Origin of the sequence: Massilia aurea (genome assembly GCF_024753205.1) — a bacterium.
In the GTDB taxonomy this organism is placed as follows: domain Bacteria; phylum Pseudomonadota; class Gammaproteobacteria; order Burkholderiales; family Burkholderiaceae_D; genus Telluria; species Telluria aurea.
In genome coordinates, this window is the sequence record NZ_JANUGZ010000004.1 from 222,602 (window position 1) to 245,891 (window position 23,290).

A 23,290-nucleotide genomic window follows, 5' to 3' on the forward strand; every position below is an offset into this window, starting at 1 on the left:
TATCTGTATTAACCGTATAAACAGTTTATATCGTTTAACTCATATAAACCAATGAAACGGTTTTATCGTATGAGCGATATGATGCCTTGTAGTCGCATCCAGGAAAGGAAAAGATGGCGAAGATTTTTTGCGTTGCGAACCAGAAGGGTGGAGTAGGTAAGACCACCACCAGCGTCAACCTGTCCGCAGGCCTGGCCAAACTGGACCAGCGCGTGCTGCTGGTCGACCTCGACCCGCAGGGCAATGCCACGATGGGCGCCGGCATCAACAAGGCCGAGCTGGCCGCGTCGATCTACCAGGTGCTGCTGGGCGAATCCGATGTGGCCACGGCGCGCGTGCGCTCGGAAGCAGGGCGCTTCGATGTGCTGCCTGCCAACCGCGAGCTGGCCGGCGCCGAAGTCGAGATGGTCGCGCTCGAAAACCGCGAGCGTCGCCTGAAGGAAGCACTGGCCGCGGTGGCCGATGACTATGATTTCATTCTGGTCGACTGTCCGCCCGCGCTGTCGCTGCTGACATTGAACGGTCTGTGCGCCGCTGACGGCGTGATCATCCCGATGCAGTGCGAATACTATGCGCTCGAAGGTTTGTCCGATCTGGTCAACACGATCAAGAAGGTGCACGCCAACCTGAACACCGACCTGAAGATCATCGGTCTGCTGCGCGTGATGTTCGATCCGCGCATGACGCTGTCGCAACAGGTCTCGGGCCAGCTTGAGCAGCATTTCGGCGACAAGGTCTTCAAGACGATCATCCCGCGCAATGTGCGGCTGGCCGAGGCACCGTCGTACGGCATCCCCGGCGTGACGTTCGATCCGTCCTCGAAAGGCGCGCAGGCATACATCGCCTTCGGCGCCGAGATGGTCGAGCGCATCAAGAGCATGTAATCAATCAAAAAGCTGACAAAGAGATGGCAACCAAAAAACTCAAGGGACTGGGCCGCGGCCTCGACGCCCTGCTCGGCGGCGACCTGGACGCCGCACCGGCCGTGCCGAACACGCCGTCCCTGCTCGCCGTGACCCAGATCCAGGCCGGCAAGTACCAGCCCCGTACGCGCATGGACGAAGTGAGCCTGTCGGAGCTGGCCGCCTCGATCAAGACCCAGGGCATCATGCAACCGGTGCTGGTGCGCCCATTGCCGCCGGGTAGCAGCACGCCGTATGAGATCATCGCCGGCGAACGGCGCTTCCGCGCGGCGCAGATGGCCGGCCTGGATGAAATCCCGGTGCTGGTGCGCGATGTCGACGACCAGGCTGCTGCAGCGATGGCGCTGATCGAGAACATCCAGCGCGAAGACCTGAATCCGCTCGAAGAAGCGCAGGGTATCAACCGCCTGATTTCGGATTTCAATTTCACGCACGAACAGGCGGCCGGCGCCGTGGGCCGCTCACGCAGCGCGGTCTCGAACCTGCTGCGCCTGATCAACCTCGCACAGCCGGTTCAGACGATGCTGATGGCCGGCGACATTGACATGGGTCACGCCCGTGCCCTGCTGGCGGTTGACAGCGCCCACCAGATCACGCTGGCCAACCAGGTCATCGCCAAGCGGCTGTCGGTGCGCGAAACGGAAAAACTCGTCACGCGCGCGCTCGACGAACACAACGCCCCGGCGCAAGCCGCCCGTGCGAAAGACAAGTCAGGCGACATCGTGCGGCTCGAAGAAGAGCTGTCGGACAAGCTGGCCACCCCGGTCGTGTTCAAGATGGGCCCGAAGGGCAGGGGCCAGATGATCATCGATTTCGCCGACCTCGACATCCTCGACGGCGTGCTGGCGCGCCTGCGCGGCTGACCGGCACGCGGCTGCAAGCAGGGTAGGCGGTGACCGGACTACCCTGCAATGTGACACCCACTGCCTACACCATCTGGCGTTAAGTTCTTGAAAATAATGCCCTATCCACCAGCAACGTGTCACATTTTCGTCATCTTTACAGAGCAGTTATAAGTAGGGAATCGTTTGACTCACATCCGTATAACCACTTATAATTCCGGCGATTCATGTAATTACCACCACGTAGTACGTCCACTGCGGCAGCGAGAAGACCAAAAAATATGCTGCGCATCGTTTCCCTGCAATTGATTGCAACAGTTGTCGCCGGAATCATCGCCGCGCTTCTGGGGGGATGGCCTGCGATGGTGTCGGCTGTGCTGGGTGGTTTGTGTTGTGTCGTACCCAACGGGATCATGGCAGTGCGCTTGTTTGCGGCGTCCGCGAGTGGACGAGCAAGTCCCGCGACATTTTTCATCTGGGAATTCGTAAAGATTGCATTGACGCTGGCGCTTCTGGGCGCGACGGCGTGGCTGTACCGCGATCTGAACTGGCTGGCATTGATCGTCGGGTTCATCGTGGCGCTGAAAAGTTACATCATCTTATTATTTAGGCATTGACGACATGGCGACTCCAATTGACGGCGCAGCGCACGCGCCCACCGCATCAGAATATATCAAGCACCACCTTGGTCACCTGTCGAACGGTCACCAGGTAGGTCCGGTTGATTTTTCGATCATCAACTACGACACCATGTTCTGGTCGATCGCCATGGGCATCACCGGCTGCCTGGTGATGTGGTCTGCCGCGCGCAAAGCTACCGCTGGCGTGCCAGGCCGTTTCCAGGCTTTCGTCGAAATGCTGTTTGAAATGGTCGATGACCAGGCCAAGTCGATCGTGCATGGCGACCGCAGCTTCATCGCGCCAGCTGCCCTGACCGTGTTCGTCTGGGTTGCGCTGATGAACTCGCTGGACTTGCTGCCAGTCGACATGTTCTCGTGGGCATTTGCTGTCTTTGGTGTGGAACACATCTTCCCGTATCATCGCGTGGTTCCAACCGCCGACCTGAATGGCCCGATGGGCATCGCTCTGGGCGTGCTGGCACTGATGTTCTATTACAGCATCAAGATCAAGGGCCTGGGCGGCTGGATCCACGAGTTGTTCGCTGCACCGTTCGGTATCTGGATGGCGCCGTTCAACCTGCTCCTGAACATCATTGAATACGCAGCAAAACTGGTGTCGCTCGGTATGCGACTGTTCGGCAACATGTTTGCCGGTGAGCTGCTGTTCCTCTTGATCGCACTGCTGGGCGGATCGGCCACCATCTTTGGTTTTGTTGGCCACGTCATTGCCGGTTCCATCTGGGCGATCTTCCACATCCTGATCGTACTCCTGCAGGCATTCATCTTCATGATGCTGACGCTGGTGTACCTCGGTCAGGCTCACGATAGCCACTGATCGGCGCCGCAAGCATCGAACAAGATAGTGGTTGTAAAGAAGTTGTAGTTTTTAATCTAGTTTTCAATTTAACTTTTGGAGTTACACATGACTGACCTTTCTTTTGTTGCACTGGCTTGCGGTTTGATCATCGGCCTGGGCGCTATCGGTGCTTGTATCGGTATCGCGATCATGGGCGGTAAGTACCTGGAAGCCAGCGCACGTCAGCCAGAACTGATGAACACCCTGCAGACCAAGATGTTCCTGCTGGCTGGTCTGATCGACGCTGCATTCCTGATCGGTGTTGGTATCGCTATGCTGTTCGCGTACACCAACCCATTCGTCGCACCAGTCGTCTAAGCCATCGGCTCTCGATGTCTTGAAGGGCCGAACCATTCCTGGTTCGGCATCCGTGTTTCTGTAAGAAGGAAAAAACCGTGAACATTAATGCAACCCTGTTTGCTCAGTTCGTGGTCTTCTTCATCCTGGCACTGTTCACGATGAAATTCGTGTGGCCGCCACTGATGAAGGCGCTCGATGAGCGCGCCGCGAAAATTGCAAGTGGCCTGGCTGCTGCTGACCGTGGCAAGGCCGATCTGGCTGCTGCTGAAAAGCGTGTCCAGACCGAACTGGCTGGCGCCCGTGACGAAGTCCAGAAACGCATCACCGACGCTGAAAAGCGCGCTGCTGTGATTATCGAAGAAGCCAAGCGTACTGCCGCCGATGAAGGCGCGCGTATCGTTGCCGCCGCCAAGGCTGACGCCGAGCAGCAAGTCAACAGCGCACGCGAAGCACTGCGTGGCCAGGTTGCTGCCCTCGCGGTTGCCGGCGCCGAGCAGATCCTGAAGCGTGAAGTGAACGCAGCGGCCCACGCCGACCTGCTGTCGCAACTGTCGACCGAGCTCTGATCATGGCAGAACTCGCAACCGTCGCCCGCCCCTACGCCGAAGCGCTGTTCCGTGTCGCCCAAACCGGCGACATGAACGCGTACTCGGCCATCGCGTCGGAACTGGGCCAGATTGGCGCCAGTGCCGACGTGCAGACCTTCGCCAGCAACCCGATCGTCACGCACGCACAACTGGCGGACACGATTGCGTCCCTGGTCAAGTCGCCGCTGAATGCTGAAGCGAAGAACTTTATCGCGATGCTGGCCCAGAACGGCCGCATCAACCTGCTGCCCGAGATCAGCACCCAGTTTGCGCTCCTGAAAAACGCGAACGAGGGCGCTGCCGATGCGATGATCCATAGCGCGTTCGAGATCTCGGCCGACCAGCTGGCGCAGCTGGTCGCCACGCTGGAAAAGAAATTTGGCCGCAAGCTCAACCCAACGGTAACAGTGGATCCTTCGCTGATCGGTGGTGTGCGCGTGGTCGTCGGTGACGAAGTGCTCGATACCTCGGTTCGCGCCAAGCTGCAACGGATGCACGTTGCGCTGGCCAACTAACTACGACGTATCGACTGGCACGCGCCGGCGTTCCCGCCCTTGCCCTACGCATCAAGAAACTATAATTGGAGTTAGCAAGCATGCAACTTAACCCATCTGAAATCAGCGAACTGATCAAGAGCCGGATCCAGGGCCTCGAAAGTTCGGCTGACGTTCGCAATCAAGGCACGGTGATCTCGGTCGCCGACGGTATCTGCCGCATCCATGGTCTGTCGGACGTGATGCAGGGCGAGATGCTGGAATTCCCAGGCAACACCTTCGGCCTGGCCATGAACCTCGAGCGCGACTCGGTCGGCTCGGTCATCCTGGGTGCTTACGAGCACATCTCGGAAGGCGACATCGTCAAGACCACCGGCCGTATTCTGGAAGTGCCGATCGGTCCTGAACTGTGCGGCCGCGTTGTCAATGCACTGGGCCAGCCGATCGACGGCAAGGGTCCTGTCAACGCCAAGCTGACCTCGCCAATCGAAAAGATTGCGCCAGGCGTTATCGCCCGTGAATCGGTCTCGCAGCCAATGCAGACCGGTATCAAATCGATCGACGCAATGGTGCCGATCGGCCGTGGCCAGCGTGAGCTGATCATTGGTGACCGCCAGACCGGTAAATCGGCTGTTGCAGTCGACGCGATCATCAACCAAAAAGGTCAGGGCGTGACCTGCGTGTACGTCGCGATCGGTCAGAAAGCATCGACCATCAAGAACATCGTGCGCTCGCTGGAAACGCACGGCGCGATGGAGTACACCATCGTTGTGGCTGCATCGGCGTCGGAATCGGCCGCCATGCAATACATCTCGGCCTACTCGGGCTGCGCGATGGGCGAATACTTCCGCGACCGCGGCGAAGACGCACTGATCGTGTATGACGATCTGTCGAAGCAGGCAGTTGCCTACCGCCAGATCTCGCTGCTGCTGCGCCGTCCACCAGGCCGCGAAGCGTACCCAGGCGACGTGTTCTACCTCCACAGCCGCCTGCTCGAGCGCGCAGCACGCGTGAACGCCGACTACGTGTCGAAATTCACCAACGGCGCCGTGACCGGCAAGACAGGTTCGCTGACCGCACTGCCGATCATCGAAACGCAAGCTGGCGACGTCTCGGCATTCGTGCCGACCAACGTGATCTCGATTACTGACGGCCAGATCTTCCTGGAAACGTCGCTGTTCAACGCCGGTGTCCGTCCTGCGATCAACGCCGGTATCTCGGTGTCGCGCGTCGGTGGTGCTGCTCAGACCAAAGTCATCAAGAACCTGTCCGGCGGTATCCGTACCGACCTGGCCCAGTACCGTGAACTGGCTGCGTTCGCGCAGTTCGCATCGGACCTGGACGAATCGACCCGCAAGCAGCTGGACCGCGGTGCGCGCGTAACCGAACTGCTCAAGCAGCCACAGTTCTCGCCACTGTCGACCTCGCTGATGGCCGCATCGCTGTTCGCCGTCAACAAGGGCTACCTGGACGATATCGAAGTCAAGAAAGTGCTGCCATTCGAGCACGGCCTGCACGCCTTCCTGAAGTCGGGCCATGCAGCGCTGCTGGCGAAGATTGACGAAACCAAGCAACTGGACAAAGACGGCGAAGCAGCATTGGCCGCGGCCGTTGCTGATTTCAAGAAATCCGGCGCATATTAATCTGTGGGCCGGCGTCGCCTGACGGCGATGCCGGTGCCTGGAAGGAGTAAGGACTCATGGCAGCAGGCAAAGAGATTCGTGGCAAGATCAAGAGCGTAGAGAATACGAAGAAGATCACCAAGGCGATGGAAATGGTCGCCGCATCGAAAATGCGCAAGGCGCAGGAACGTATGCGCGCCGCCCGTCCCTACAGTGACAAGGTTCGTAACATCACCGCCAATCTGGCCACTGCAAACCCGGAGTACACGCACGCATTCATGGCGCAAGCCAAGGACGTGCAGGCAAAGGCAGTTGGTTTCATCGTTGTCACGACCGACAAGGGTCTGTGCGGCGGCATGAACACCAACATCCTGCGCCAGGTAACCGTCAAGGCGCGCGAACAGGAACAGGCGGGCAACCGCGTCGAGGCAGTTGCCATTGGCAACAAGGGCCTGAGCTTCCTGAACCGTGTCGGCATGAAGCTGGTGTCGCAAGCCACGCAGCTGGGCGATGCACCGCAACTGGACAAGCTGATCGGACCGGTCAAAGTGATGCTGGACGCGTACCAGGAAGGCAAGCTCGATGCTGTCTACCTGTGCTACACCAAGTTCATCAACACGATGAAACAGGAAACCGTGGTCGAGCAACTGCTTCCGCTGTCAGCCAATTCGCTGAAAGCCGATGCAGGCGCCACCAGCTGGGACTACATCTACGAACCGGAAGCACAGGTCGTCATCGACGAACTGCTGGTGCGTTACGTGGAAGCGCTGGTCTACCAGGCAGTGGCAGAAAACCTGGCGTCCGAGCAATCGGCACGCATGGTCGCAATGAAGGCCGCGAGCGATAACGCCGGCAGTGTCATCAGCGACCTCAAGCTGGTCTACAACAAGACCCGCCAGGCGGCGATTACCAAAGAACTCTCCGAGATCGTGTCGGGCGCAGCCGCAGTCTAACAGCGCCGCCCGTGGGGATGGCGTCGAGCGGGCTTGTCCCGCACGCTGTCCCCGACCGATCAAAGCAAAAAAGAATTTAACTAAATATCTGAAGGAACGAACATGGCTGATGGCAAAATCGTTCAGTGTATCGGCGCAGTGGTTGACGTGGAATTCCCACGTAATGCCATGCCGAAAGTGTACGACGCACTGAAAATGGAAGGCTCGGATCTGACCCTGGAAGTCCAGCAACAGCTGGGCGACGGCGTGGTCCGTACCATTGCTCTGGGCAGCTCGGACGGCATGCGCCGCGGCATGATGATCCAGAACACCGGCAAGCCAATCATGGTCCCGGTCGGCACCCCGACCCTGGGCCGTATCATGGACGTGCTGGGCAACCCGATCGACGAATGCGGTCCGGTCAGCCACGAGCGCATGGCGTCGATCCACCGTGACGCGCCAGCCTACGACGAACTGTCGCCATCGACCGACCTGCTGGAAACCGGCATCAAGGTCATCGATCTGGTCTGCCCGTTCGCCAAAGGCGGTAAAGTCGGCCTGTTCGGCGGCGCCGGCGTCGGCAAGACCGTCAACATGATGGAACTGATCAACAACATCGCCAAGGCACACTCGGGTCTGTCCGTGTTCGCCGGCGTGGGTGAGCGTACCCGTGAAGGTAACGACTTCTACCACGAGATGGCCGATGCCAAAGTCGTCGACCTGGAAAACCCTGCCAACTCGAAAGTGGCAATGGTCTACGGTCAGATGAACGAACCACCAGGCAACCGTCTGCGCGTCGCGCTGACCGGTCTGACCATGGCAGAAGCGTTCCGTGATGAAGGCAAGGACGTTCTGTTCTTCGTCGACAACATCTACCGTTACACCCTGGCCGGTACCGAAGTTTCGGCACTGCTGGGTCGTATGCCATCGGCAGTGGGCTACCAGCCTACGCTGGCCGAAGAGATGGGCCGTCTGCAAGAGCGCATCACCTCGACCAAGACCGGTTCGATCACGTCGATCCAGGCCGTCTACGTCCCTGCGGATGACTTGACCGACCCATCGCCAGCAACCACCTTTGCTCACCTGGATTCGACCGTCGTTCTGTCGCGTGACATCGCCTCGCTGGGTATCTACCCTGCAGTCGACCCACTCGATTCGACCTCGCGCCAGCTGGACCCGCTCGTCGTCGGTGAAGAGCACTACGCCACCGCGCGCGCTGTGCAGAACACCCTGCAGCGCTACAAGGAACTGCGTGACATCATCGCGATTCTGGGCATGGACGAGCTGGCACCGGAAGACAAACTGGTCGTGGCACGCGCTCGCAAGATGCAGCGTTTCCTGTCGCAGCCATTCCACGTCGCTGAAGTGTTCACCGGCGCGCCGGGCAAGTACGTTTCGCTGAAAGACACGATCAAGGGCTTCAAGATGATCGCATCGGGCGAACTGGATCACCTGCCGGAGCAAGCGTTCTACATGGTCGGCACGATCGAGGAAGCTATCGAGAAAGCCAAGAAACTGGCTGCTGGTTAAGTCGCTTTCTTCCACTGAAAGACACACATGGCAAACACATTTCAAGTCGACGTCGTCTCGGCCGAAGAGCAGATCTTCTCCGGCCAGGCCGAATTCGTCGCGTTGCCGGGTGAAGCGGGTGAGCTGGGTATCTACCCGAAGCACACCCCGTTGATCACGCGCATCCGCCCGGGCGCCGTGCGCATCCAGGTTGCCGGTGGTGGTGAAGAGTTCGTCTTCGTCGCCGGCGGTATCCTCGAAGTGCAGCCGAACGGCGTGACCGTGCTGGCCGACACCGCAATCCGCGGCGCCGACCTGGACGAAGCGAAGGCGACGTCCGCGAAGAAGCAGGCTGAAGACCTGATGCTCAATCAAGAGTCGAAGATCGACTACGCAAAAGCCCAGGCCGAAATGGCCGCGGCAATTGCGCAGTTGGCGGCAATTCAGCGTCTGCGTTCGAAAGGCCGTTGAGCTTAAGTACAAGCTCGGCAACAAGAAAGGCAGCCTGCGGGCTGCCTTTTTTTTCGTCGGTGTCCTGGGTCACGGCCCACCCATTCAGTGTTGTGACTGGCGTAGGGTGGACGGCTCTGCCGTCCACGCGTTCAAATCACCCCTGCTCCGTGGTACATCAATGCCGGTTGAACGCGTGGGCGGGAAACCCGCCCACCCTACGGCTGCCGGCCACAGTGCCAGGGTAGATAAGCCAAACCTGCTAAGCTGATCGTCACCCTAACGACCTTTATGCCACCATGCGCACCATTGCCCAGATCCTCGAAGAAAGCACCACCATCGCCATCGTCGGCCTGTCGACCAAGCCGGACCGGGCCAGTCACGAAGTGGGCGCCTACCTGCAGCAGCACGGCTACCGCATCCTGCCAGTGAACCCCCAGTACGCCGGCGAGACGATTCTCGGTGAGCCCGTCTTCGCCACGCTGCAAGACGCTGCCGCCTCGCTCGCAGACAGTGGCCAGCGCATCGACATCGTCGATTGCTTCCGCAAGTCGGAAGACATCGGCCCGATCGCGCGCGATGCGATCGCCGTGGGGGCAGGGTGCCTGTGGATGCAGCTCGAGATCGAGAACCAGGTTGCCGCCGATCTGGCGCGCGCTGCCGGCCTGGATGTGGTGATGAACCACTGCATCAAGATCGAGCACCGCAGCCTGCAGGCAAGCGCCTGAAAAGCGGCGCGTGGCGTCGCTGCCCGCGCTACAATCGCTGCTACTTCCACCTCGTCAATACCACGCCATGATCAAGACCATTGCCCTGCTGCTCGCCGCCACCGCTGCCGCCAGCGTCATCCCGCCCGCAAGCGCGCAGGCCGCGCCTGCGGCACCAGCGCCGGCATTGAACAAAACGCCGGCCGCCTGCCCGGCAGTGCTCAAGCACAGCTTCAAGCGCCTGCAGGATGAAGCGCCGCAAGACCTCTGCCAGTACAGCGGCAAGGTGGTCCTGGTGGTCAACACGGCCAGCTACTGCGGCTTTACCAAGCAGTACGAGGGCCTGGAAAAGATCTACGCCAAATATGGCAGCCGCGGTCTGGTGGTGCTGGGCTTCCCGTCGAACGACTTCGGCCAGCAGGAGCCGGGCAACGCGAAAGAGATCGCGGACCTCTGCTACAACACCTACGGCGTGAAGTTCCCGATGTTTGCCAAGACGTCGGTCAAGGGACCGGACGCCAATCCGCTGCACGCGCAGCTGATCAAGGCAACGGGCAAGGAACCGAAGTGGAACTTCACCAAGTACCTGATCGGGCGCGACGGTAAAGTGCTCGAGTACTTCCCGAGCAAGGTCACGCCGGAAGACCCGCAACTGGTCGGTCAGATCGAGAAAGAGCTGTAACCTTACTGACAGTATGGTCATTTTGATGTGGATCAACGTTTTTTGGGGTCCACATCAATAAGCTTACCTTCGTCGACAGTGACATGACAACGAAAGGTAAGAACAATGACAACGATGTTGAAATCCGTAGTAGTGGCCCTGATTGCCGTAGCGTCCGCGCAGGCGCTGGCCCAGGAATCGCCATGGCTGGTGCGTGCACGCGCCATCCAGATGGAGCCGGACAACAAATCGAGCCCGGTTGGCGGTGTGGGCGCGGCGGACACGATCAAGGTCAGCAACAAGACCATTCCCGAGCTGGATATCAGCTACTTCTTCACGCCGAACTTCGCGGCGGAACTGATCCTGACCTATCCGCAGAAGCACAATGTGACGCTGGGCGGCACCAGGATCGGCAGCTTCAAGCACTTGCCGCCCACTTTGAGCGCGCAATACCACTTCGCACCGGGCGCCACGTTCAATCCGTACGTGGGCGTGGGCGTGAACTACACGCGCATCTCGGGCGTCAAGCTGCTCAATGGCGCGGCTGACCTGGAGAACGACAGTGTCGGGCTGGCGCTGCAGGCTGGCGTTGATTTCCGCCTGGACGAGCACTGGTCGCTCAACGCGGACATCAAGCGCGTCAACATCCGCAGCGACGTGATCGTCGGTGGCGCCAATATCAGCCACCTCAAAGTCGATCCGATGCTGTTCGGCCTGGGCGTCGGTTACCGCTTCTGAAGAAGTACGGCGCGCAGCGGCCCGCGCAGCGCGTTGCAGACGACGATGTCGTCGGCCGCTTCGAGCATCGCGCGCGTGATCACGCCTTCGCGCGCGTGCCATGCGGGCGCTGCCAGCAGCACGCCCCGCATCACACCCGGCAGCACGCCACAACTAAGGGGCGGCGTAATCCACGCGTCACCCATGCGCACGAAGACATTGCTGCGCCCACCTTCCGTCAATTCACCGCGCTCGTTGAAGAACAGCGCATCGAAGGCACCGCGCGCTTCGGCCGCCTGCCAGGCTGCGTCGTAGCGGCTGCGCCGGCTCGTCTTGTGACGCAGGAAGATGTCGCTACTGGCCGTCGGTTCGTCGGCCAGCACCACCAGCACCGGCTCCTGCAGCGGCGCCAGCACGCCTGACGTGATCGTCAATGCGCCGGCAGCATCGACGGCCAGGCGCATGCGGTACGTGCTGTCGGTCGGCAGCGCCAGGCAGGCGGCGTCCAGGGCCGCATGCGCGGCGCCGGGGTCAAACGGGACACCGAAATAGGTGCATGAAGCGCGCAAGCGCTCGAGGTGCTGTTCGACGTGCCCGCAACCGTGTTCGCGTGAGGCGCGCAGCGTTTCGAACAGCGTGACATCGTTGGTCAGCCCGGTCAAAAAGCCTGCCTTCAACTGGCACTCCGCGAATTCGTCATGCGCTTCGCTGTCGTGGACGATGCCGGCGCCCACACCCAGTTCGCCGCGCCGTACGCCATTTGCTGGGGCCGCGAGCGCTAGCGTGCGGATCGGCACCGACAGGCAGAAGTCGCCGAACGCATGGCCCTGTGGCGCCGGATCGAACCAGCCGATCGCGCCGGTATAGACGCCGCGCGCATCGGGCTCGAAATCGTGAATGATTTCCATCGCGCGGCGCTTGGGCGCGCCCGTGATCGAGCCGCACGGGTACAGCGCGTCAAACACATCCACCAGCGCCGCATCGGGCTTCAGGCGCGCCTGCACCGTGGACGTCATCTGCAGCACGGCGCCGTAGCGCTGCACGTCAAACAGCACGGGGGTCTGCACACTGCCCGTAACGGCCACGCGGCCCAGGTCGTTGCGCAGCAGGTCGACGATCATCAGGTTTTCGGCGCGGTTCTTGGTGTCCTGCGCCAGGTCGTGCGCGCGCGCAGCATCGATGTCCGCGTCACCGCTGGCGCGCGCCGTGCCCTTCATCGGCCGCGCCTGCAGCACGCCATCAGCGTGGCGCACGAACAGCTCGGGCGAGAACGACAGCAGCGCGCGGCCATCCGGCAGCGCCACCAGCGCGCCATACGGCACCGGCTGACGCGCGCGCAGGCGCGCATACAGCGCGACGAGCGGGCCGAAGGCGTCAAAGCGCAAGCGATACGTGTAGTTGACCTGGTAGGTGTCGCCCGCCTCAATGAGCGCGCGGATGCGGGCGATGGCCTCGACAAACTGCGTCTCGTCGACATTGGCCGTGATGCCGGCCACGCCGGCAATCTGGTCCGGGCCGGCGCTGCGCGTGGCGAGCCATGATGCGACCTGCTCGCCCGTCAGGTGGTCGCAGTGCGAAAACAGCAGCACCTGCGCCAGCGGTCCATCCACGGCGCGCGCCGGCAGGTTCTGCAGGTGCGCGCCAAGTTCGTACGTCAGCAGCGGCACCGCATACAAACCCTGTTGCAGCGCGGTTTGCAGCGCCGCCAGCAGCGGCGGCCAGCCGCTGGCCTCATCACAGGTCAGCGTGCCGGCATGGCCGCGGTAGAGCCGCGAACGGGCTTCGTGCGTGGCGCGCGCATCGTCGAGCAGTGCAAAGACTTCACCAGTATCCATCCCCGGATTTTACGCTGCCAGCAGCAACGACAGGTGCAGCGGCGTGCCTTCCACGGGACTGACCTTGAAGCCGCTCTTGGCAAAGCGGTGCCAGCGCCCGGTGACGTAGTTCATCAACAGGCTCGCGCGGCCGGCGACATCGGCTTCCTGGCCATGGCCCTGCGTGACAGCCACGCGCAACGCCCCCTTGAACGCCAGCTCGACTTTTTCGTAAAACGCATTCATGCGGTGCTGCAGGCGCTCGTCTTCGTTGACCAGCGCGTCGCCGATCAGCACGCGCGTCATGCCCGGATTGTTCGCCGCAAAGCCCAGCAGCATCTGCACGATCGCGCGCGTCTGATCCAGGCCGCCTTCTTCGTGTTCGCTGATCTGGTTGATGACGCCGAAGACCGAGGTCTCGATGAACTCGATCAACCCTTCGTACATTTGCGCCTTGCTGGCAAAGTGACGGTACAACGCCGCTTCGGAGACGCCCAGGCGCGCGGCCAGGGCGGCGGTGGTGATTTTCTCGCCCTTGGGCTGCTCGAGCATCGCGGCCAGGGCCTGAAGGATTTGCAGCTTGCGCTGGCCGGGCTTCGTGCTTGCCATGGGATCCCTAGGAGTGGTTGATCGATTAACGCAGCCTCGACAGCCGCGCAGGAAGTTGCCGCACGGATTTTACTTTGACATTGACGTAACCGGGGCATTTCAATGTCCTCGGCAGCGGGGCAGTTCCGATCGGATCGCTCACACGCAGATATTGGGTGACCCAGACAGTGCGCAGGCCCAGCTGGCGCGCGGTGCGCAGATTGGCCAGCGTGTCTTCGACCAGGATGCAGCGCTGCGCAGCCACGCCGTGCTTGCGCAAGAGGCGGCGCAGCATCAGCTTGGACGGCTTGGGCCGCAACTGCCGGTGCACGTGCATGTGTTCGATCGCCACATGGTGCGAGAAATGGTTGTGCAGCTTCAGGCGGCGCACGATCTCGGTCGAGTACGAGTTGGGCGCATTGGTCAGCAGGATCTTGCGGCCCGGCAGGCGGCGCAGCAGGCGCCCCAGGCCGCGCTCGAAGCGCAGCAGCTCGGCCAGCGGCCCGATATCGTGCGTCTCGCGCAGGAAGTCGGCCGGGCACACCTGGTGATGGCGCATCATGCCGAGCAGGGTCGCGCCGTAGCGCTTCCAGTACCCGACGCGCGCGGCATCGATCATCGTTTGCGTGGCAGTTTCACCGTTCTGGCTCAGCACGCGCGCGATATAGGTGTTCATGTTGGCGCTGATCGCCGGAAAAATCGCATGCGATGCGTCGTGCAGGGTGTTGTCGAGGTCGAATAACCAGACAGGTGCGCGGGGTAGGGGAGTGGCCACGGTGCGAGGCGTTGGTAAAGCAGAGGGGAGGTGAAGCGATGGTGCCCTTTACGTGGATTGAACACGTGGCCTCTCCCTTACCAAGGGAGTGCTCTACCACTGAGCTAAAAGGGCGGTACTGGTTTTTCTGTGGCGATTGTTTCCGCCACAAAAAATTTAATGAGACCGGATCATAGTGCCAAAAGCCTGCTCGGTCAAGACTTCGAGCAGCAATGAGTGTTCGATCCGGCCATCGATGATGTGCACGGTGTTCACGCCCGATTTGGCAGCATCGAGGGCCGATGAAATCTTGGGCAGCATGCCGCCCGAGATCGTGCCGTCGGCGAACATCTCGTCGATTTCGCGCGCCGACAGGTCGGTGACCAGGTTGCCCGATTTGTCTTGTACGCCGGCGATGTTGGTCATCATGATCAGCTTCTCGGCTTTCAGGATTTCGGCGATCTTGCCGGCGACGACGTCGGCATTGATGTTGTAGGCCTGGCCGTCCTGGCCGAAGCCGATCGGCGAAATGATCGGGATGAACGCGTCGTCCTGCAGCGCCTTGACGACGGCCGGGTTGATGGCGTCGATCTCGCCAACAAAGCCGATGTCGAGGAACTCGCCCGGTTTTTCCTTGTCGGGCATGGCCATGCGACGTGCGCGGATCAGGCCGCCATCCTTGCCGGTCAGGCCCACCGCCTGGCCACCGTAATGGTTGATCAGCATGACGATGTCCTGCTGGACTTCGCCGCCCAGCACCCACTCCACCACTTCCATGGTTTCTTCGTCGGTGATGCGCATGCCCTGCACGAACGTGCCTTGCTTGCCGATTTTTTTCAGCGCATTGTCGATCTGCGGGCCGCCGCCGTGCACCACGACCGGGTTCATCCCCACCAGCTTGAGCAGAATGACATCGCGCGCGAAGCCGTGCTTCAGGCGCTCGTCGGTCATGGCGTTGCCGCCGTATTTGATGACGATGGTCTTGCCGTGGAAATTACGGATGTACGGAAGCGCTTCGGCCAGGATCTGCGCCTTGATCGCCGGGGAGACGCCCGCGAGGTCGTTAGGTTGGTCGTCGGTGGTCAGGCTGGTCACTTGAGCGTTCATGGAGAGTCCGAAATAATTGTCGCGAGATTTTACAGCCAAATGCCGTAAAAACAGCGTAAACCTTGTGGGGAGTGGGCGGCGTTTCGTTGTATTTTATAGCAGTACCCACCACTCTACTCCTGCCATGCCATTCCCGCCGTTCGCCATCCAACGTCAAGGCTGTTGAGACCATGAGTCATTGCACGCGCTGCGGCGCCCCGTTCAGCTGCGCCATGGCCGACGGCGACAGCGCGCCGTGCTGGTGCACGGCGTTGCCGCCGGCAGTGGCGGTGCCACAGGAAGCGGTTGGCTGCTGGTGTCCGGCATGTCTGCGCGCCCACATTGCCGCGCAGGATCAGCCTCCATCTGCCGCGCCCGTCTGACAACTTAGCGCTGGGTACGGAAGAAGCGCATCATTTCGCGGCTGGCGTCAGGCCCCTTGCCGTCGGTATAGCTGCCCTGCGCCTGGCCGCCCGACCACGCGTGGCCGGCGCCATGCACCAGCCAGTGTTCTGCCTGCACGGTGCCATCGGTGGCCGGATACAGCGTGCGCGTGTAGGCATGGCCGTCCGGCACGTTGCCCGGTTCGGTCGTGCCCGGCTGCGGCAAATGGCGTGCGCCTTGCGCCACCACTTCTTCGCCATTGGCCGGATGGACCGTCGTATCGCGGTCGCCATGGAACACGATGACCGGCAATGGCTGGTTCTCGAGCTGGCTGCGCCGGAAATCACCCTTCATCGCTGCCAGGGCCGACGACAAATCATTGGCCGAGGCGAACGGCAAACCCGAATGCACGCCGACGGCGGCGTACAGGTCGGGATACAGCGTGCCCATGATGGTGGCCATCGCGCCGCCGGCCGACAGGCCGGCCACATACACCTGGCTCGCATCGACGCTGTAGGTGTCCATGATCGCCTGCGTCATGCCGGCGATGAGCGATGGCTCGCCTTCATCGCGGCGCTGGTCGACGGCATTGAACCAGTTCCAGCAGCGCGACGGGTTGGCGCTTTTACTTTGCGCCGGGTACAGCACCAGGCAGCCGACCTCTTCGGCCAGCACGTTCATTCCGGTGCCGGCAGCGAAGTCGTCGGGGTCCTGCGTGCAGCCGTGCAGCATCACCACCAGCGGCGCGGGGCCATCCGTGTAGCTCGCTGGGACGTAGAGCTTGTAGTCACGCGTGCCAGCGGCATTTGTATGACTGCCGGCGATGAAAGTGCCGGTCAGTGGCGCGCTGGCCGTTGCTGCGGGCGCGGCCGCAGGCGTGGCGGCGGCAGCAGCAGGGGCTGGCGCGGACTGCGGCGCGGATTCCGTTGGCGTTACCGTCAGCGTGAAGTCACGCATCTGTTGTCGGGCGACCCGGTGCAACGCGTTGACGTTGCTCATCGCTTGCCGCACTGCTGCGCCAGGGGTCACCGGACCCGAGCGCCAGAGCGTTCGGGTAGCGCTGCGCATTTGCGCCAGCATGAGTCGGTTGAGTTTCATGGCATTCCTTTTTTTGTGCAGTGCACCAATTTCAGGCCATGAGCTTACACGAACCTTGCCAGCGTTGCCGAACGGCCCGTATATATGCTGCTGCGTTAGATACGGAACATTGATCTTTGTGATGACATCGAGCGCCAACGCATGCTCAACCACAGGTTTCCACGTACTCCACCGCCGGTTTGATGCCTGCACGCATGCGCTGCAGCTTGCCCTTGCTCGCTTCGAAGATCAGCGCCTTGTTCTTGCCCTGCGCCAGCGTCAGGTACTGGCCGTTCTCGTCGTATTTATGCGGCCCGACCTTCAACGCCGGGCGATGGCGCTGCGCATCCTTCACCGACATGCGCGCCGTGATGCCGGCGCTGTTGCGCACGATCCGGTTGGCGTCCGCGCGCGTGATCACGCCGTTTTCAACCATGAAGCGCACATCGGGATACCGTTTGAAGGTCACCATCGAACAGGCCGGGTCGGCCGGGCGGGGCGCGGCGCGCTGGCCCAGCTGGCGCTCGACGGCGCTCAGCCGCTGGCCGAATCCGATCTTGCCGTAGCCGTCGGGAGACAGCGTCTGGGCAGAGGCGGCCGTGGACAGGCCCAACAAGCCAGCCAGGAGAACATCGTGCAATTTCATGGGCACCTCGTGCAAAGTGGCGTTGCCCCAGTATAGTAAAAGACAGGCAACACACGGCGCTGGGCTGCAAGCCGCGCGATAATGCCACTTTATTTGTCACCACTGCGAACGATGGCTCCCGAACTGCAAACCCCCGTACCGTCCCCCTGCATCAATATCTGCCAGATGGTCCCCGAGACGGGCCTGTGCCAGGGCTGCCTGCGCACCATCGATGAAATCGTCGCCTGGGGCACGGCCACGGACGATGCCAAACGCGCGATCTGGGCCGAGATCCGGCGCCGCGAAGGCGAGATCGACTGGCAGTAACGCTCGTTTAGAGGCAGGAATCTAGCACGGTCGTACTTTTTTCAGGGCTATAATCAGGCCCATCCTCCATCCACCACCGAGAGCTTCCATGACGATGCCCGCCGCGCTGCAAGACCTGTCCCTTCCTGTCATCGCTTCGCCGATGTTCATTGCCAGCGGACTCGCGCTGGTGGCAGCCCAGTGCAAGGCCGGCATCGTTGGCTCGTTCCCGGCACTCAATGCCCGGCCGGCCGAGATGCTCGATGTCTGGCTGACCGACCTGCAGCGTGAACTGGCCGACTACGCAGCAGCCAATCCGGGCAAGAAGGTCGGCCCGATCGCCGTCAACCAGATCGTCCACCAGTCGAACGACCGCCTGGCGCATGACGTCGAAGTCTGCGTCAAGCACCAGATACCGATCATCATTTCGTCGCTGCGCGCACCGCCGCGCGAGATGATGGACGCTGTGCATTCGTACGGCGGCATCGTGCTGCACGATATCGTCTCGATCCGCCACGCCGAGAAAGCGCTGGAAGCGGGCGTCGATGGCCTGATCCTGGTGGCCGCTGGCGCTGGTGGTCATGCAGGCGCGCTGTCGCCGTTCGCACTGGTAGGCGAAATCCGCAAGATGTTCAAGGGACCGATCGCGCTGTCCGGCTCGATTGCCACGGGCGACGCAATCCTGGCCGCGCAGGCGATGGGCGCCGACTTTGCCTACATCGGTTCGCGCTGGCTGGCGACGAAAGAATCGAACGTCAGCGACGACTACCGCGATGCGATCGTCGAATCGACGGCGGCCGACGTCGTCTACACGAATCTGTTTACGGGCGTGCACGGCAACTACCTGAAAAAATCGATCGTCGCGGCCGGGCTGGACCCGGACAACCTGCCCGAATCGGACAAGAGCAAGATGAGCTTTGGCTCGGGCAGCGCCAAGGCCTGGCGCGACATCTGGGGCGCAGGGCAGGGCGTCGGCCTGATGGACGACGTGCCGACGGTGGCCGACATGGTCGTGCGCTTGACCGCCGAATACATGGCGGCGCGCGCGCGCCTCGCGCTTTAAAAAACGCTCAGGCTGCTGGCGCCTCGGGCTGTTTCAAATCTTCGGGCCGGATCGTCCACAGGCCCGGCAGATTGCGCCAGTAGCCATACACGTCCATCCCGAAGCCGACGACGAACTTGTTCGGCAAGCTCAAGCCGATCAGGTCGGCCGTGATCGGCTTGGCGCGGCCCAGGTCCTTGTCGGCAAACACGACGACCATCACTTCGGCTGCGCCCATGTCCAGCAGGCGCTGTTTGACGTGGGCCAGCGTCTCGCCTTCGTCGAGGATGTCGTCGACCAGCAAAATCGTGCGGCCCGCGACGTTCTGGCGCGGGATCACTTTCCATACCAATTCGCCGCCACGGTCATCGTCGCCGTAGCGGCTCACGTGGATGTAGTCGAAGTCGAGCGGGAAGGCCAGTTGCGGCAGCAGGGTGCCGGTGAACACGACCGCGCCGCCCATCACGCCCAGCACGAGCGGGAACTCGGTGGCGCCTGGCGCGGCAAAGCGCGCATTGAGCTGGTCGGCGACGCTGGTAACAGCGGCCTGGACTTCAGTCGGAGTGACGATCTGCGTGGCGTTCGCCAACAGCGCGCGGGCGCGCTCATGATGAAAATCGAGCATGGGTCTCTATGTCTGGTGGATGCCGCGTCATTATGCGTGATCCCCGGGCTGGAGGGTGTTCCGGTTGGGGCGCCCCGCGTATGTCGGCGGCGCCAAATGGGGCGTATCATACGCAGCTTGGAAAACCAATCGACGCCTCCGCCCATGTCCGACGCCACCGAACAAGCCCGCACTTCTCCTGACGCTTCCCTCGCTTCCCAAACTGTCCGCGCCGACCGCCTCGCGCAGCTGCGCGCCGCCATGGCGCGCCACGGCATTGACGCCGTCATCGTGCCGTCGAGCGATCCGCACCTGTCGGAATACCTGCCCGGTCACTGGAAGGGCCGCGAATGGCTGTCCGGCTTCACGGGCTCGGTCGGCACCTTCATCGCCACCGAGAAATTTGCCGGCGTCTGGACCGATGGCCGCTATTTCACGCAGGCCGAAACCGAACTCGCCGGCACCGACATCGCGCTGATGAAAATCCCGGGCGCGGCCAGCCAGCTGCACGTCGACTGGCTCGCCGCCAACCTGGCCGCCGGCCAGACCGCCGCCGTCGATGCGCGCGTGCTGGGTCTGGCCGGTGCACGCCTGCTGGCCGACGCGCTGCAGGCCAGAGGCGTCGTGCTGCGCACCGATCTCGATCTGCTGGACGATGTCTGGCAAGAGCGCCCGGCGCTGCCGGCCGACGCCGTATTCGAGCACCTGCCGCCGTTTGCCACCGCCACCCGCGCCGACAAGCTGCAGGCCACGCGCGCCGCGATGGAAGCGCATGGCGCCGGTTTCCACTTCGTCTCGACGCTCGACGACATCGCCTACCTGTTCAACCTGCGCGGCGCCGACGTCAGCTTCAATCCCGTGTTCCTGGCCCATGCGCTGATTGGCCGTGGCGACGCCACGCTGTTCGTCGGCGAAGGCAAGGTGCCGGCTGACGTACGTGCGCGCCTGGAAGCGGACGACGTGCACCTGGCGCCGTACGAAAACGCCGTGCATGCGCTCGAAGCGCTGCCCGAAGGCGCGACGCTGCTGCTCGATCCGCGCCGCGTCACGGCCGGCATGCGCGCGAGCGTGGCCAGCGGCGTGAACGTGGTCGAGGCGATCAACCCGACCACATTTGCCAAGTCGCGCAAGCTCGATAGCGAGGCCGTCAACGTGCGCGCCACGATGGAGCAGGATGGCGCGGCGCTGTGCGAATTCTTTGCCGCGCTCGAGCCGCTGCTGGCGGACGCAAATCGTAGTGCAATCAACGAAGTCGATATCGACACGCGCATCACCGCCGCCCGCGCGCGCCGCCCGAACTTCGTCAGCGCGAGTTTCTCGACCATCGCGGGCTTCAACAGCAATGGCGCGATCATGCATTACCGCGCTGAAGCGGCTACCTGCGCCACAATCGAAGGCGACGGCCTGCTGCTGATCGACTCGGGCGGCCAGTACCTGGGCGGCACCACCGACATTACGCGCGTGATCCCGGTCGGCACGCCGAGCGCCGACCAGCGGCGCGACTACACGCTGGTGCTGAAAGGCCTGATCGCGCTGTCGAGCGCCCACTTCCCGCGCGGCACCCGCGCACCGCTGCTCGACGCGATCGCACGCGCCCCGATCTGGGCCGCCGGCATCGACTACGGCCACGGCACCGGCCACGGCGTCGGCTACTTCCTGAACGTGCACGAAGGCCCGCAGACGATTTCGCCGGCCGTGCCGCCGGACCCGCACACCGCGATGGAGCCGGGCATGATCACGTCGATCGAGCCGGGCATCTATCGCCCGGGCCGCTGGGGCATCCGTATCGAAAACCTGGTGCTCAATGTCGCCGCAAACAAGACCGAATTCGGCGAATACCTGGCCTTCGAGACGCTCACCCTTTGCCCGATCGACACCCGCTGCCTCGATCGTTCCCTGCTTCGCCCCGACGAAATCGTCTGGCTCAACGACTACCACGCCACTGTGCGTGCGCGCCTGACGCCCCACGTCGAAGGCGCCGCGTTCGAGTGGCTCATGCTGCGCACGGAGGCAATCTGACATGGCAAGTTCCCGTTCCACACGCGCCAGCAGCGCGGTCGACCGTCTCAAGCAGCGCACCGGCAATCCGCTGTATTCGATGGCGCGCACCGGCGATGGCCATTTCTACCTGTCCGAAGCGCCCGGCAGCCCGCCGCTGTGCGCACCGATGGAGCTCGACGACTTCGTCACCTTCGTCAAGGGCCTGGGGCCGCAGGAGCAGCCGCGCATGAGCAAGAACGACATCAAGTTCGAAAAGCAGCTGGTGCGCAAGAAGCCGGCGGCCTGAGCGGCGTACCGGCCTGCTTCACCATCACAATATCAATGGAATTCATCCATGCACGCACAAGAAGTTCTCGATTTCTGGTTTCTGCCAGCTTCCCATCCTGACCATGGCAAGGCGCGCGCCGAGCGGTACCGCAAGGACCCCGCATTCGACGCGGTCATCCGCGAACGCTTCGGCACGACGATCACGCACGCGATTGCGGGCGGCCTGCGCGAATGGGACGAGCAGGGCGCGCGCGGCGTGCTGGCGCGCATCCTGGTGCTCGACCAGTTCACGCGCAACGTGTATCGCGGCGCGCCGGAATCGTTCGCCGGCGATGTGCTGGCATTGAGCGCGGCGCGCCAGATGGTCGACGCCGGCGAGCACATGGCGCTGGCCCCCATCGAGCGCCAGTTCATCTACATGCCGTTCGAGCACGCCGAAGACGCCGGCATGCAGCAGCTCGCGGTCGACCAGTTCACCGCGCTGGCCGCCGACCACGAGGGCTTCGACGAAGCCCTCGACTATGCGCACCGCCACCGCGGCGTGATCGCGCGTTTCGGCCGCTTCCCGCACCGTAATCCGATCCTCGGCCGCGCCTCGACACCCGAAGAACTCGACTATCTGAGCAAACCCGGCGCCGGTTTCTGACGTGATATCGATGCTGACCCCGACGCTGAACCTGGTCGGCGCAGGCCATGTCGGCCGCGTGCTGGGGCGCCTGTTTGCCGCCAGCGGCGCGTTTGCGCTGCAGGATGTGCTGACCCGTTCGCCCGCCAGCGCGCAGGCGGCGGTGGCGTTCATCGGCGCCGGCCATGCCTGTGCCGATGTTGCGCAGCTGCGCCCGGCGCATGCCTGGCTGCTGGCGGTGAGCGACGATCAGATCGAGCCCGTCGCCGCGCAGCTGGCGCAGGCGCATGACCTGACTGGCGCGGTGGTGTTCCACTGCAGCGGCGCGAAAGCGTCGACCGCGCTGCAGGTGGCGCGTGCCGGCGGCGCCCTGGTGGCCAGCGTGCATCCGATCCGCAGCTTCGCCGATCCGCAGCAGGTGGCACGTGATTTCGCCGGCACCTTCTGCGGCGTCGAAGGTGACGCGGCGGCGCTGGCGCTGCTGGGCCCAGCGTTCGAAACCATCGGCGCGCGTCTCGTGCCGATCGACGGCGCGGCCAAGACGGTTTATCACGCAGCCGCCGTGTTCGCGTCGAACTACCTGACCACGGTACTCGACGCGGCGCTGCGCGCCTATCAGGCCGCCGGGATTCCCGAAGCGGTGGCGCGCGAACTGGCGCAACCGCTGGCCACCGAGACGCTCGCCAATGTGTTTCGCCTCGGGCCTGCCGCAGCGCTCAGCGGCCCCGTCGCACGTGGCGACCTTGCCACCGTGGCGCGGCAAGAACAGGCATTGCTGGACTGGGACGACGCCACGGGCCGCCTGTACGGTGCGCTGGTGCCGCTCACGACCGACCTGGCGCGGCGCAAGCACGGCGCCACCTGATCACCACAACGTTTCACGACGCTCATCGCAAA

At 62.7% G+C, this 23,290-nt stretch carries 28 protein-coding genes and 1 tRNA gene; 21 read left to right on the forward strand and 8 right to left on the reverse strand.

From position 1 onward, the window contains the following. The first annotated feature begins 113 nt into the window (after positions 1 to 113). From NX775_RS16070 to NX775_RS16135, 14 genes are all read left to right on the forward strand, one after another. Positions 114 to 884, forward strand: a complete 771-nt coding sequence (locus NX775_RS16070) for a ParA family protein (protein WP_183554864.1) — start codon at positions 114 to 116, stop codon at positions 882 to 884. Between the two features lie 23 nt (positions 885 to 907). Next, entirely contained in the window at positions 908 to 1,786 is an 879-nt protein-coding gene (locus NX775_RS16075; protein WP_258836927.1) for a ParB/RepB/Spo0J family partition protein, read from the forward strand. 260 nt (positions 1,787 to 2,046) lie between these two features. Next, on the forward strand, positions 2,047 to 2,382 hold the full coding sequence (locus tag NX775_RS16080; protein WP_258836928.1) for an ATP synthase subunit I: 336 nt from the start codon (positions 2,047 to 2,049) through the stop codon (positions 2,380 to 2,382). A 4-nt stretch (positions 2,383 to 2,386) separates the two neighbouring features. Next, positions 2,387 to 3,220 carry a F0F1 ATP synthase subunit A gene (atpB, locus tag NX775_RS16085; RefSeq protein ID WP_258836929.1) on the forward strand — a complete coding sequence of 278 codons (834 nt, stop codon included), beginning with the start codon at positions 2,387 to 2,389 and terminating at the stop codon, positions 3,218 to 3,220. 87 nt (positions 3,221 to 3,307) lie between these two features. Continuing rightward, positions 3,308 to 3,559: a F0F1 ATP synthase subunit C gene (atpE, locus tag NX775_RS16090; RefSeq protein ID WP_370660592.1), complete on the forward strand. Its 252-nt coding sequence runs from the start codon at positions 3,308 to 3,310 to the stop codon at positions 3,557 to 3,559. Between the two features lie 77 nt (positions 3,560 to 3,636). Continuing rightward, a complete protein-coding gene (locus NX775_RS16095) occupies positions 3,637 to 4,107 on the forward strand; it encodes a F0F1 ATP synthase subunit B (protein WP_258836931.1) in 471 nt (156 codons plus the stop codon). A gap of 2 nt (positions 4,108 to 4,109) precedes the next feature. After that, entirely contained in the window at positions 4,110 to 4,643 is a 534-nt protein-coding gene (locus tag NX775_RS16100; protein ID WP_258836932.1) for a F0F1 ATP synthase subunit delta, read from the forward strand. Positions 4,644 to 4,723: 80 nt separating this feature from the next. Further along, complete coding sequence (gene atpA, locus NX775_RS16105; protein WP_183554851.1) at positions 4,724 to 6,265, forward strand: F0F1 ATP synthase subunit alpha; 1,542 nt, start codon at positions 4,724 to 4,726, stop codon at positions 6,263 to 6,265. Positions 6,266 to 6,321: 56 nt separating this feature from the next. Then, entirely contained in the window at positions 6,322 to 7,197 is an 876-nt protein-coding gene (atpG, locus tag NX775_RS16110; RefSeq protein ID WP_183554849.1) for a F0F1 ATP synthase subunit gamma, read from the forward strand. A gap of 102 nt (positions 7,198 to 7,299) precedes the next feature. Continuing rightward, complete coding sequence (atpD, locus tag NX775_RS16115) at positions 7,300 to 8,706, forward strand: F0F1 ATP synthase subunit beta (protein WP_183554847.1); 1,407 nt, start codon at positions 7,300 to 7,302, stop codon at positions 8,704 to 8,706. A gap of 27 nt (positions 8,707 to 8,733) precedes the next feature. Next, positions 8,734 to 9,156, forward strand: coding sequence for a F0F1 ATP synthase subunit epsilon (locus tag NX775_RS16120; RefSeq protein WP_183554845.1), 423 nt, complete (start codon positions 8,734 to 8,736; stop codon positions 9,154 to 9,156). Positions 9,157 to 9,434: 278 nt separating this feature from the next. Further along, positions 9,435 to 9,863 carry a CoA-binding protein gene (locus NX775_RS16125; RefSeq protein WP_258836933.1) on the forward strand — a complete coding sequence of 143 codons (429 nt, stop codon included), beginning with the start codon at positions 9,435 to 9,437 and terminating at the stop codon, positions 9,861 to 9,863. A gap of 67 nt (positions 9,864 to 9,930) precedes the next feature. After that, positions 9,931 to 10,524, forward strand: coding sequence for a glutathione peroxidase (locus tag NX775_RS16130; protein WP_258836934.1), 594 nt, complete (start codon positions 9,931 to 9,933; stop codon positions 10,522 to 10,524). A gap of 105 nt (positions 10,525 to 10,629) precedes the next feature. Beyond that, entirely contained in the window at positions 10,630 to 11,241 is a 612-nt protein-coding gene (locus tag NX775_RS16135) for an OmpW/AlkL family protein (RefSeq protein ID WP_258836935.1), read from the forward strand. Here NX775_RS16135 and NX775_RS16140 read toward each other — a convergent pair. From NX775_RS16140 to argB, 5 genes are all read right to left on the reverse strand, one after another. After that, a complete protein-coding gene (locus tag NX775_RS16140; RefSeq protein ID WP_258836936.1) occupies positions 11,229 to 13,055 on the reverse strand; it encodes a chorismate-binding protein in 1,827 nt (608 codons plus the stop codon). The genes NX775_RS16135 and NX775_RS16140 overlap by 13 nt on opposite strands. 9 nt (positions 13,056 to 13,064) lie before the next feature. Continuing rightward, entirely contained in the window at positions 13,065 to 13,643 is a 579-nt protein-coding gene (gene slmA / locus NX775_RS16145) for a nucleoid occlusion factor SlmA (protein WP_258836937.1), read from the reverse strand. 25 nt (positions 13,644 to 13,668) lie between these two features. Beyond that, positions 13,669 to 14,397 (reverse strand): pyrimidine 5'-nucleotidase, encoded by a 729-nt coding sequence (locus NX775_RS16150; RefSeq protein ID WP_258836938.1) that lies wholly within the window; start codon positions 14,395 to 14,397, stop codon positions 13,669 to 13,671. A 39-nt stretch (positions 14,398 to 14,436) separates the two neighbouring features. Then, positions 14,437 to 14,511 (reverse strand) — tRNA-Thr (locus tag NX775_RS16155). A gap of 42 nt (positions 14,512 to 14,553) precedes the next feature. Further along, on the reverse strand, positions 14,554 to 15,483 hold the full coding sequence (gene argB / locus NX775_RS16160; protein ID WP_183554827.1) for an acetylglutamate kinase: 930 nt from the start codon (positions 15,481 to 15,483) through the stop codon (positions 14,554 to 14,556). A gap of 212 nt (positions 15,484 to 15,695) precedes the next feature. On the opposite strand from argB, the gene NX775_RS16165 reads away from it, so the two are divergent. Next, positions 15,696 to 15,845, forward strand: a complete 150-nt coding sequence (locus NX775_RS16165) for a hypothetical protein (protein WP_258837402.1) — start codon at positions 15,696 to 15,698, stop codon at positions 15,843 to 15,845. 4 nt (positions 15,846 to 15,849) lie between these two features. Here NX775_RS16165 and NX775_RS16170 read toward each other — a convergent pair whose 3' ends face one another. Together NX775_RS16170 and NX775_RS16175 are read right to left on the reverse strand one after the other, a co-directional pair. Then, the gene (locus NX775_RS16170; RefSeq protein ID WP_258836939.1) at positions 15,850 to 16,944 is read right to left on the reverse strand and encodes an extracellular catalytic domain type 1 short-chain-length polyhydroxyalkanoate depolymerase; all 1,095 of its coding nucleotides are present in this window, start codon (positions 16,942 to 16,944) and stop codon (positions 15,850 to 15,852) included. Between the two features lie 145 nt (positions 16,945 to 17,089). Then, positions 17,090 to 17,569 (reverse strand): hypothetical protein, encoded by a 480-nt coding sequence (locus NX775_RS16175; protein ID WP_258836940.1) that lies wholly within the window; start codon positions 17,567 to 17,569, stop codon positions 17,090 to 17,092. Positions 17,570 to 17,680: 111 nt separating this feature from the next. Here NX775_RS16175 and NX775_RS16180 point away from each other — a divergent pair, with 111 nt between their 5' ends. Then, on the forward strand, positions 17,681 to 17,875 hold the full coding sequence (locus NX775_RS16180; protein WP_183554821.1) for a DUF1289 domain-containing protein: 195 nt from the start codon (positions 17,681 to 17,683) through the stop codon (positions 17,873 to 17,875). 88 nt (positions 17,876 to 17,963) lie between these two features. Next, entirely contained in the window at positions 17,964 to 18,917 is a 954-nt protein-coding gene (locus NX775_RS16185; RefSeq protein WP_258836941.1) for an NAD(P)H-dependent flavin oxidoreductase, read from the forward strand. A 7-nt stretch (positions 18,918 to 18,924) separates the two neighbouring features. Here NX775_RS16185 and NX775_RS16190 read toward each other — a convergent pair whose 3' ends face one another. Further along, complete coding sequence (locus NX775_RS16190; protein WP_258836942.1) at positions 18,925 to 19,521, reverse strand: hypoxanthine-guanine phosphoribosyltransferase; 597 nt, start codon at positions 19,519 to 19,521, stop codon at positions 18,925 to 18,927. A gap of 144 nt (positions 19,522 to 19,665) precedes the next feature. On the opposite strand from NX775_RS16190, the gene NX775_RS16195 reads away from it, so the two are divergent. The 4 genes from NX775_RS16195 to NX775_RS16210 are packed head-to-tail and all read left to right on the forward strand — an operon-like array spanning position 19,666 to position 23,258. Continuing rightward, on the forward strand, positions 19,666 to 21,519 hold the full coding sequence (locus NX775_RS16195; protein ID WP_258836943.1) for an aminopeptidase P family protein: 1,854 nt from the start codon (positions 19,666 to 19,668) through the stop codon (positions 21,517 to 21,519). 1 nt (position 21,520) lies between these two features. Then, a complete protein-coding gene (locus tag NX775_RS16200; RefSeq protein ID WP_258836944.1) occupies positions 21,521 to 21,787 on the forward strand; it encodes a hypothetical protein in 267 nt (88 codons plus the stop codon). 48 nt (positions 21,788 to 21,835) lie between these two features. Further along, a complete protein-coding gene (locus NX775_RS16205; RefSeq protein ID WP_258836945.1) occupies positions 21,836 to 22,414 on the forward strand; it encodes a DUF924 family protein in 579 nt (192 codons plus the stop codon). A gap of 10 nt (positions 22,415 to 22,424) precedes the next feature. Further along, complete coding sequence (locus NX775_RS16210) at positions 22,425 to 23,258, forward strand: Rossmann-like and DUF2520 domain-containing protein (RefSeq protein ID WP_370660593.1); 834 nt, start codon at positions 22,425 to 22,427, stop codon at positions 23,256 to 23,258. Positions 23,259 to 23,290: the final 32 nt, after the last annotated feature.

What these genes read in the sequence shown, in the direction of transcription:
- NX775_RS16075 (WP_258836927.1), top strand. Translation starts at nt 908, where the DNA reads ATGGCAACCAAAAAACTCAAGGGACTGGGCCGCGGCCTCGACGCCCTG.
- NX775_RS16120 (WP_183554845.1), top strand. Translation starts at nt 8,734, where the DNA reads ATGGCAAACACATTTCAAGTCGACGTCGTCTCGGCCGAAGAGCAGATC.
- NX775_RS16180 (WP_183554821.1), top strand. Translation starts at nt 17,681, where the DNA reads ATGGCTCCCGAACTGCAAACCCCCGTACCGTCCCCCTGCATCAATATC.
- atpA (WP_183554851.1), top strand. Translation starts at nt 4,724, where the DNA reads ATGCAACTTAACCCATCTGAAATCAGCGAACTGATCAAGAGCCGGATC.
- atpB (WP_258836929.1), top strand. Translation starts at nt 2,387, where the DNA reads ATGGCGACTCCAATTGACGGCGCAGCGCACGCGCCCACCGCATCAGAA.
- NX775_RS16130 (WP_258836934.1), top strand. Translation starts at nt 9,931, where the DNA reads ATGATCAAGACCATTGCCCTGCTGCTCGCCGCCACCGCTGCCGCCAGC.
- NX775_RS16190 (WP_258836942.1), bottom strand. Translation starts at nt 19,521, where the DNA reads ATGCTCGATTTTCATCATGAGCGCGCCCGCGCGCTGTTGGCGAACGCC.
- NX775_RS16125 (WP_258836933.1), top strand. Translation starts at nt 9,435, where the DNA reads ATGCGCACCATTGCCCAGATCCTCGAAGAAAGCACCACCATCGCCATC.
- NX775_RS16205 (WP_258836945.1), top strand. Translation starts at nt 21,836, where the DNA reads ATGCACGCACAAGAAGTTCTCGATTTCTGGTTTCTGCCAGCTTCCCAT.
- NX775_RS16185 (WP_258836941.1), top strand. Translation starts at nt 17,964, where the DNA reads ATGACGATGCCCGCCGCGCTGCAAGACCTGTCCCTTCCTGTCATCGCT.
- slmA (WP_258836937.1), bottom strand. Translation starts at nt 13,643, where the DNA reads ATGGCAAGCACGAAGCCCGGCCAGCGCAAGCTGCAAATCCTTCAGGCC.
- NX775_RS16170 (WP_258836939.1), bottom strand. Translation starts at nt 16,944, where the DNA reads ATGAAACTCAACCGACTCATGCTGGCGCAAATGCGCAGCGCTACCCGA.
- NX775_RS16210 (WP_370660593.1), top strand. Translation starts at nt 22,425, where the DNA reads ATGCTGACCCCGACGCTGAACCTGGTCGGCGCAGGCCATGTCGGCCGC.
- NX775_RS16195 (WP_258836943.1), top strand. Translation starts at nt 19,666, where the DNA reads ATGTCCGACGCCACCGAACAAGCCCGCACTTCTCCTGACGCTTCCCTC.
- NX775_RS16135 (WP_258836935.1), top strand. Translation starts at nt 10,630, where the DNA reads ATGACAACGATGTTGAAATCCGTAGTAGTGGCCCTGATTGCCGTAGCG.
- NX775_RS16080 (WP_258836928.1), top strand. Translation starts at nt 2,047, where the DNA reads ATGCTGCGCATCGTTTCCCTGCAATTGATTGCAACAGTTGTCGCCGGA.
- atpD (WP_183554847.1), top strand. Translation starts at nt 7,300, where the DNA reads ATGGCTGATGGCAAAATCGTTCAGTGTATCGGCGCAGTGGTTGACGTG.
- NX775_RS16165 (WP_258837402.1), top strand. Translation starts at nt 15,696, where the DNA reads ATGGCCGACGGCGACAGCGCGCCGTGCTGGTGCACGGCGTTGCCGCCG.
- atpG (WP_183554849.1), top strand. Translation starts at nt 6,322, where the DNA reads ATGGCAGCAGGCAAAGAGATTCGTGGCAAGATCAAGAGCGTAGAGAAT.
- NX775_RS16140 (WP_258836936.1), bottom strand. Translation starts at nt 13,055, where the DNA reads ATGGATACTGGTGAAGTCTTTGCACTGCTCGACGATGCGCGCGCCACG.
- NX775_RS16175 (WP_258836940.1), bottom strand. Translation starts at nt 17,569, where the DNA reads ATGAAATTGCACGATGTTCTCCTGGCTGGCTTGTTGGGCCTGTCCACG.
- NX775_RS16100 (WP_258836932.1), top strand. Translation starts at nt 4,110, where the DNA reads ATGGCAGAACTCGCAACCGTCGCCCGCCCCTACGCCGAAGCGCTGTTC.
- NX775_RS16200 (WP_258836944.1), top strand. Translation starts at nt 21,521, where the DNA reads ATGGCAAGTTCCCGTTCCACACGCGCCAGCAGCGCGGTCGACCGTCTC.
- argB (WP_183554827.1), bottom strand. Translation starts at nt 15,483, where the DNA reads ATGAACGCTCAAGTGACCAGCCTGACCACCGACGACCAACCTAACGAC.
- atpE (WP_370660592.1), top strand. Translation starts at nt 3,308, where the DNA reads ATGACTGACCTTTCTTTTGTTGCACTGGCTTGCGGTTTGATCATCGGC.
- NX775_RS16070 (WP_183554864.1), top strand. Translation starts at nt 114, where the DNA reads ATGGCGAAGATTTTTTGCGTTGCGAACCAGAAGGGTGGAGTAGGTAAG.